Genomic DNA, 2,639 nt, shown 5'->3' on the forward strand with positions numbered 1-2,639 from the left:
GCCGTCGAACGCGGACTGCCTGTTCACGCCGAGCAGCTCGGTGACGGCGAGCGCGATGGCCACGTTCTCCTTGAAGGTGATCCAGCTGAACCCGGCCATCTCCTCGTCGGTGACCGACTCGGGCCGCACGACCAGCAGCTCGCACCGCCGGCGCGCGGCCTCGCGTTCGAGCAGGGGCAGCCGCTCCCGCTCCGCGGTCACGCAGATCCCGTCGACCGGCATCGTCCTGGACAGCGACCGGGCGACGTCGTCGAGGGTCGGGCCCATCTCGGCGAGGTGGTCCTCCCGGACGTTGCACAGCACCCCGATGTTCGAGCGGACCAGCTTGTCCTGGCTGATCGCCTGCAGGTCCGGCATGACCGCCATGCACTCGATGACCAGCGCGTCCGGCCGGTACGCCGATGCCCGCCGGACGATGCCGATCTGCTCGATCACGTTCGCGATCCCGAACTTGCGGTAGACCGGTTCCTCGCTGGCGTCCGGGTGGATGAACCGGGCCGCGGTGCCGGTCGTCTTCGCCACGGTCACGAGCCCGCCGCCGCGCAGCGCACCCGCGCACAGCCGGGTGATCGAGCTCTTGCCGCGGATCCCGTTGATCATGATCCGGCGGGGGATCCGGTTCAGGTTGGCCAGGTGGCGGCGCTGCTCGACGAGGCCGGCGGCCAGCAGCAGCGTGCTTCCGGTCACCAGGATGCAGTACAGGAACAGCATCAGCGGCCTCGCCGGGCAGGGGAGCGGGTCGGGCTCGGAGGGGTGGACGGGGGGGGGGGCGGGCGGGGGGGCTGGTCGCGAGTACGCCGCGGCGGCGTCGGGGTCGCCGCCGGCACGGCGGCGATCGTCTCCGTGGGGTCGGTCGCCGCACCGGTCGGCCGGCGAGCGCCGCCGAGCCGGCGCACCCCGTCGGTCATCGCCTGGCGGCAGATCTCCAGGCAGGAGGCGATCGTGCCGATCTGGTCCTGGTGCTGCGGGTAGATCACCGACCGGTACCGGCCGGCCACGATCTCGTCGGCCGCCGCGGCCACCCGGCGCAGCGGCCGGATCAGCAGCAGGTACTGCCAGCCGAACAGCAGCAGCGCGAGGAGCGCGGCGACCCGCGCGGCGACGATCGCGTGGCGCCGCAGCTCGCTGCCGGGCAGCGCGAGGTCGGTGACCGGCTGCTCGGCGACGACGGTCCACCGCAGCCTGCCGCTCGCCCCGCCACGCACCGGCGCCGACACGACGACGGCCCTGCCGGCGGTGCCCTCCTGCGTCCTGGCGACGGAACGGCCCTCGCCGGACTCGATGGCGCTGTCCCGCAGCTCCGCGCTGAGGTCGGCGAAGGCGATGAAGCCGTCGGTGGCCGCGATCGTGCGCAGCCCGTTGTCGACCAGCCGGACCGAGCCCGGCGCGCGGCCGAGGAGCCGCGCGATGTGGTCCAGGTCGAACTCGCCGACGAGTGCCGTGCCGTCCGGCAGCGGCGCGTACGCGAACAGCACGGGCACCGGGGCGCCGCCCCGCCGCAGGTCCAGGCCCGGCTCGGCGGGCAGCGGCTCGGCCGTGCGCAGTGGCTGGCGCCCGGCCACCGACGTGGCGCGGCCGACCTCGTCGACCAGGTAGACGCTGCGGTACCGGGACTGCCCGGCGATCAGGTCGTCGAGACCCGACCGCACGTCGACGGGACGGTCGCCGCCGGTGAGCGTGGCGAACGACGTCAGGTCGGCGAGCCCGTCGTTGAGGCTGCGCCGCAGCGCCTCCGTCGCGGCCGTCGTCTGGTTGCGGATGCTGGCCACCACCGCGTCGGGCACGGCGACGTCCTGGCTGCCGACGGTCAGCAGCACCCCGGCCGACCAGCCGAGCAGGGCGACGGAGGTGAGCCCGACCGCGAGCCAGCCGGCCAGCCGGCCACGCCGCCGCCCGCCCGGGCGTTCGGGTTCGCCGCCCAGCTCGGCGCGGCAGTGCGCCAACGCGGCCGCGATCCGGTCCACTTCCCGCGTCCGCGATCTCCGGACGCGCGTCGTCGTCAGCCGACCGTCGGCGATGGACAGCGCGTCCGCCCGCAGCCGCCGGACGGGGGCGACCAGCACCCACCGGAGGAGCAGGAAACCGAACAGGGCCACGCCGCCGAGCGCGAGCGCCGGCACGACGCCGCTGCCGCGCGGTCCCGCGTCGATGACCGGGGCGCGCACCACCGACACCACGGCGAGGCCGAGCGTGCCGGTCACCTGGGCGGAGGACACCGGCGTGTACACGACCGCCGGCCGTACGACGTCGCCGCCGCGGCCGGTGACCGGCCGTCCGGTCAGGTTCCCGTCCTCGCCGGCCGCCGCGGCGGCACTGGCCAGCCCGACCAACCGGTTGACGTCCTCGTCGCCCGCGGCGAGCCGGTCGCCGCGGGAGTCGATGACCTGACCGGCGCTCGTGGTGAGCAGCAGCGTCTGCCGCAGGTCACCGCCCATGGTCGCGTCGGGCAGGCGGCTGCCGCGCGCGGCCACGAGCAGCCTGGCGTCGGGCAACGCCCTGGCCACGACCACCCGCAGCGCGCCGTCGGCGCCGACGACCGGGGTCACGACCGTGCTGGTCACGGTCGTGGGGAGCGACTGCACCGGGACGGGCTCGCCGCGGGCGGCGACGAGGGTCCGCGTGCCGGCGTCCAGCACGGC

General features: G+C 75.6%; 2 protein-coding genes. Both read right to left on the minus strand.

Going from position 1 to position 2,639, the window contains the following annotated elements; all coding sequences use genetic code 11:
* Positions 1–711: poly-gamma-glutamate synthase PgsB (gene pgsB, locus ACJ73U_RS46300; protein ID WP_407784178.1), on the minus strand; the 711-nt coding region annotated here is incomplete at its 3' end.
* Positions 711–2,639 (minus strand): HAMP domain-containing protein (locus ACJ73U_RS46305; RefSeq protein WP_407784179.1); only part of this gene is annotated, 1,929 nt, incomplete at its 5' end. The genes pgsB and ACJ73U_RS46305, both read right to left, overlap by 1 nt.

Origin of the sequence: Actinophytocola sp. (genome assembly GCF_045807065.1) — a bacterium.
Lineage (GTDB): Bacteria > Actinomycetota > Actinomycetes > Mycobacteriales > Pseudonocardiaceae > Actinophytocola.